At 68.8% G+C, this 1,077-nt stretch carries 1 protein-coding gene; it reads right to left on the bottom strand.

Features of this window, described 5'->3' with window-relative positions; genetic code table 11:
* Window positions 1–1,036 (bottom strand): HNH endonuclease signature motif containing protein (locus tag BN1193_RS00005; RefSeq protein ID WP_230206363.1); only part of this gene is annotated, 1,036 nt, incomplete at its 3' end.
* Between the last annotated feature and the right edge of the window lie 41 nt (window positions 1,037–1,077).

Genomic DNA, 1,077 nt, shown 5'->3' with positions numbered 1-1,077 from the left:
GCACCACACCAGGTGGAAAGCCGACAACCTTCCCGGCGGACTCATCCGCTGGACCAGCCCCCTCGGGGGTGGTGAACACGACGGTGCGGGGTGGTGTGTCGGTGTAGGTCGCCCCGAGGGGGCTGGTCCAGCGGATGAGTCCGCCGGGGAGGTTGTCGGCTTTCCACCTGGTGTGGTGCTTGAGGGTGTGGTGTCGGCGGCAGAAGTGGCCGAGGTTGCTGATCGCGGTCGGCCCACCCAGGGCGGCGTCGATGGTGTGGTCAGCGTCCGAGCGGGTCGCGGGGTACCGGCATCCGGGGAACCGGCAGTGCTCATCCCGAACCCGCAGGATCCGTCGTTGGTCCGCGGAGGGCTGATACCGGTCGATCTCCAGAACATGCCCCGTCGTCGGATTCACGAACAGGCGGTCCCACCCGGGAGCATTCCCCGCCAGGGCACGGGCTGTTTCGGTGTCGATCGGACCATGCCCGACCAACTCCGCCACACCAGGCAGACCACCGGTGGGAGGAGCACCCCCACCCTCCGCCCCGGTCCCGATGCTGGTGTCGGAGCTGGTGGTGGTGAGGATGCTGACGGGGATGTTCACCTGCACGTGCGCGCGGATCCCGGTGAGCCCGTCGCCGGCGGCGGTCGGGTCGGCCGTCAACAGCAGATCGGCGAACACGTCGGCTTGGATCTGCGCCAACGTCCGCTCATCCCGCGGGATCTCACGACACGCGTCCTGATCCGTATCCGTATCCGTATCCGTGTCCGTGTCCGGAGTGGTGGCTGGTCCGCTGGTGGGGGTGGATGTCTTGGGTCGGTTTTTGATGCGACGGGCGGTGGCGTGCAAGCGGTCGGCGATGCCGTGGGCCTCCACAGTGGGCAGATGGGCGTACAGATCGCTCATCCCGTCCTCCCCGTCCCGCACTTCCACACACCGGGCCGCACGGGCGGCCTGGTGACGTTCATCGATGCTGTCGGTGCGGGCGGCGTCCGCGGTCATCGCGATCCGGCGCCGCAACCGTCCCGCCGACTCGTGTTCCGCAATCGTCACCGAGGAGGCCTCGACCCGTCCCCGCCGGGCTTCGTCCTCGA

The organism is Microbacterium gorillae (assembly GCF_000826185.2).
Lineage (GTDB): Bacteria > Actinomycetota > Actinomycetes > Actinomycetales > Microbacteriaceae > Microbacterium > Microbacterium gorillae.
This window is presented reverse-complemented; position numbering and strand designations above follow the sequence as displayed.